The organism is Gordonibacter sp. (genome assembly GCF_036667095.1).
In the GTDB taxonomy this organism is placed as follows: domain Bacteria; phylum Actinomycetota; class Coriobacteriia; order Coriobacteriales; family Eggerthellaceae; genus Gordonibacter.
Genome location: NZ_JAVWUP010000247.1, coordinates 1 through 3,215 on the forward strand (window position 1 = coordinate 1; position 3,215 = coordinate 3,215).

Consider the following 3,215-nt stretch of genomic DNA (forward strand, 5'->3'; position numbering starts at 1 on the left):
CCGCAGGCCTCGGCTACCGACTACTTTGAGGCCTATGAGGTGGCGGAATCGACCGGCAAGAACACCGTGGGTCTGCTCTACCAGAACAAGCCCGTCGAAGAGGTGGTTCATCCGACCGGTGTCGAAAACCTGTTCCTGATTCCCTCAACCATCGAACTCGTGGATCAAAACGAGCTCGTCTTGCGCGAGCAGCGCCTGAAGTTCGCGCTCGACGACGCTTCCGGTGATTTCGATATCGCCATCCTCGATTGCTCTCCAACCATGAAGCGCCTAGGCTTCAATGCTTATTTGGCTGCCGCGGAAGATGGCTGCGTCGTCATCCCCGTGAAGCTCGATGCCACCGTAATGCGCGGCACTGCGCTTACGGTATCGGCTATCCAATCTATTGCCGACGCCCTGCGCGTTCCCACGCCACGGTGGCGCGTGCTTCGCACGTGCGTGCCCGGCAGCATGACGAATGCGGAGGCAACCGGAGCGGCCGTGCTCGACCAGTTCTTCCCAAACGAGCAGTTCATCACGCAAATCCACGCGTCGTCGAAGGTCTGCGAGGGCAGTTGGGCTTGGCAGCCCGTCGTTTCTTTCGAGCCCAGCAGCCGCCCGGCGCAGGATTACGCTGCGCTCGTCGAGGAGATGAACCACGATGTGCGCTAAGGCGAATCCCGCCGCATCCGGCTTCTCCATCACCGGCCTGCTCGATACGCAATCCAAGACGCGCGAGCGCTTTCCCGTCGTCGAGATCGAGGTGGCAGCCATTGCGGACCATCCCAACAACGCCATCTATTCCATGGATGATATCGGCATCGAAAAGCTAGCCGCCTCCATCAAGGAGCATGGCTTGACCGACCTTCCGCTGGTTCGAAAGATTGACGATGGGTCTTGGCAGATGCTATCTGGCCATCGTCGCAAGGCGGCGTATCTGCTGCTGTCCGGAGGCGATGCGGCTTATGCCAAGATGCCCTGCCGCATCGTTGGCGACGTTACCGATGCGCAGGCGCTTCTGATGCTGCATTCGGCGAACTTCTTCACGCGCCAGCTGAGTGCCTCGGAGTTCGCTGCCGCAAGCGCGGCGCTTGGCGAGGAGGTCCTTCGCCGACGCGCGGCAGACCCCTCGCTCAGGGGACGGCGCACGGAAGACATCAAGGCGGAGATCATCCAAGAGCAGACCGGTCAGAAGGTTTCCGGCAAAACCATCAAGAGGAAAGAGCAGCTTGATCGAAAGATCAACTTCGACCTGCTTGAGGAATGGCGGCAGGATGCCAACGATGGATCCTTGAGCGCGTCTGCCATCGATGCGCTGGCTGCCCTGTCGGAATCCGAGCAAGCGAGGATCCATGCGGATTGCCCGGCAGACGTCGGCAAGCGAGAGCTCAGCGCGTTCGTCATGGAGCGGGCGAAGGATGCCGACGCTTGCCCCGACAAGCGCCTTGCGAAGGCAGCGGGCTTGCTCGAAAAGTGCCTCGAAGGCAGCCTGGCGGGCGACGAGCTCATGAATTCGCGCATCCTTGCCGCGATCGCCTCTCACGCCCAAAAGCTGTCGGAGGCGTGCGAACACCCCAAAGATGCGACGAACGGGGCTTAGGAGGCACCTCTAGCAAGTAGCCCATTTTGTAATACATACAAAATGGCACTTGTCTTCCGGTCGCATCAGCCTTGCCGAGCGATGCTGGAGCGCTCGCCGCGGTCGACGGAGCCGTTGCGCGGCCGGAAGAAGTCGAAGCCCGCATGCGCTGTCCGTCGGAGGCGCTATCGGCCTTCGTGCGGGGGTGGCCCCGCGCCCCAACCGGCCAAGCCAAACGCTTGGAAGCTACTTCCACTGCAGGCTTTCAAACGACAATGTAAGGAGCAGGACACCATGGGATACACCTACACCATCAGCTGCAGGATAAACGAAGAGGACAGGGCGCAGTTATTGAAGCATGCGGACACCTTGGAGCTTTCGACTTCAGAATACCTGCGATACCTCATTCGGCTTCCTATTTCCGCAAAAGAGGCCGACGATACCACTAGGTGCATCGTCGTCAGAACAAGGGATCTCGAAGACATAGACGCCGAGCTGACCAAGTGGGGCTACCACTACAACCAGGCGGTACATGCCATGAACACCATCGCTCTGTTCATACGCCGCGGACGTGTCGATTACGACCATTTCAGCACCAGCATTCAAACCATAGAGACTGAACTTGCGATGGTGCGCAACGCTTGCGAAGAGTTTCGGCAGTCCTTTCAAACCATCGAAGACTCCGTATTGATCGGTGGCTGACGATGCCTATCGTAAAGCCCATTTCGGGACATACGGATTGCCAAGGCATACGGCGTTATTTGGAGAAAGACGGTCGCGCGCTTGCCCGTGATTTCTACAACCTTTCGTGGGACGAGGACTTGATGGCTGGCTACGATTCCTCGATGAAGGAGGGCGTCCGGTGGGCCGACGAGATGGATAGAACGCGCCATGCATACGGAAACGACATGTCGCACGGAGGCCGCCCCGCCCGCACGTTTAAGCACTTCGTCATCTCTCCCGACCCGGAAGACGGCCTCGATCTGATGCGGTTGCGCGAGCTCGCATGCGCGTGGGCTAAGGAATGCTTCGGTGATTACCAGGTCGCAATCATCTACCACGACGACAACGAGGCTCGTATCCCGCATGCGCATATCGTTGTGAACAACACCAACCTGGTTACTGGCAACCGATTGCATACGGACAGCCCTATGTCGCTCAACAGGCTCATTCAGCAGATGGCGAAGAGGCGCGGTTTGCGCTACCTGGCCGATGAGCCAGATCTCGATGACGGGTTCTCCAAGCTGGCGGCCAAAGATGAAGAGCCAACTACCAAGGCACGCACACGCCAAGACGTCTACATGGGACGTGCCGAGCGGCGCGTGCTCGAAAGCGGCGAGTATTCCTGGGTAAACGACATCCGCGATCGCGTTGCAACAGCAAAGGGCCTTGCTCGTAACGAGGCCGAGTTTCGCGAGATCCTGAATCGCCTAGACGTTGACGTGAACGACAGCGCTGCGCATGGCAAGCGAGAGGACTGGATATATTCGCTTCGCGACCAAGGTGCCAGGCGCGTAAGCGGTGAGCGCCTAGGGTACCTGTTCGGCAAAGAGGCTCTTCAGGCGAGGTTCGCGGCAAAGAACCCAGCCCGTCCTGATCCGAGTGCGTCAAAGGCGATTATGGCTTGCGCCGCAAAAGCCGCCGTGATCAATGATCT

4 protein-coding genes are annotated in these 3,215 nt (G+C 59.2%); all 4 read left to right on the forward strand.

Annotated features, from left to right (window positions below; all coding sequences use genetic code 11):
* Positions 1-651, forward strand: a 651-nt coding sequence (locus RR842_RS13155) for a ParA family protein (RefSeq protein ID WP_332730049.1), incomplete at its 5' end; no start/stop codon positions are given.
* Positions 641-1,579 (forward strand): ParB N-terminal domain-containing protein, encoded by a 939-nt coding sequence (locus tag RR842_RS13160; protein ID WP_332730050.1) that lies wholly within the window; start codon positions 641-643, stop codon positions 1,577-1,579. The genes RR842_RS13155 and RR842_RS13160, both read left to right, overlap by 11 nt.
* Positions 1,580-1,852: 273 nt before the next feature.
* Positions 1,853-2,260 (forward strand): CopG family transcriptional regulator, encoded by a 408-nt coding sequence (locus tag RR842_RS13165; RefSeq protein ID WP_332730051.1) that lies wholly within the window; start codon positions 1,853-1,855, stop codon positions 2,258-2,260.
* A 59-nt stretch (positions 2,261-2,319) separates the two neighbouring features.
* Positions 2,320-3,215, forward strand: an 896-nt coding sequence (locus tag RR842_RS13170; protein ID WP_332730052.1) for a relaxase/mobilization nuclease domain-containing protein, incomplete at its 3' end; no start/stop codon positions are given.